This window comes from Shewanella sp. 1CM18E (assembly GCF_023161665.1).
GTDB lineage: Bacteria > Pseudomonadota > Gammaproteobacteria > Enterobacterales > Shewanellaceae > Shewanella.
Map to the genome: position 1 here is coordinate 1 of NZ_JALNTW010000035.1, position 767 is coordinate 767.

1 protein-coding gene is annotated in these 767 nt (G+C 40.2%); it reads right to left on the reverse strand.

The window, feature by feature from the left end:
• Positions 1 to 722, reverse strand: a 722-nt coding sequence (locus MSG37_RS21205; protein ID WP_248472783.1) for a hypothetical protein, incomplete at its 3' end; no start/stop codon positions are given.
• Between the last annotated feature and the right edge of the window lie 45 nt (positions 723 to 767).

Here is a 767-nt window from a genome sequence, read left to right on the forward strand (position 1 = left end):
ACACCAACTTCATTGCCCAAGTTATCAATTTGAGTTTGTAAACTCTCAAGCTCTTTAGTTAGTTTAACCTTAGACTTTGTTAGCTCAATTCGAGCCACCTCTTGCTTGGCTTGCAAGTGCGTTGATAGCTGCTCATCAGCATTTAAAGCGGCATCCTGTAATGCTTCTTTCGCTGAAACAGTCTTTAACACTAACTGCTCTTGCGTGTAATCAAGTTCATTCTGAACTTGCTTGACGTCATTCATTGCTGTTTGAGTTGCTGCGGTATTCGCTTCTACTTTTTTATTCATCAACTCCATTGCATCATGAGTCTTATACAATGTCGTTTCTACACGTTGAATATCTTCGTTCGTTGCAATAATTGCTTTTTCAACTTCAACTTTGGCTGCCTCAAGGCCTGCTATTAATCCCTCATCAATACCACTTCCTGGCACACCAACTTCATTGCCCAAGTTATCAATTTGAGTTTGTAAACTCTCAAGCTCTTTAGTTAGTTTAACCTTAGACTTTGTTAGCTCAATTCGAGCCACCTCTTGCTTGGCTTGCAAGTGCGTTGATAGCTGCTCATCAGCATTTAAAGCGGCATCCTGTAATGCTTCTTTCGCTGAAACAGTCTTTAACACTAACTGCTCTTGCGTGTAATCAAGTTCATTCTGAACTTGCTTGACGTCATTCATTGCTGTTTGAGTTGCTGCGGTATTCGCTTCTACTTTTTTATTCATCAACTCCATTGCATCATGAGTCTTATACAATGTCGTTTCTACACG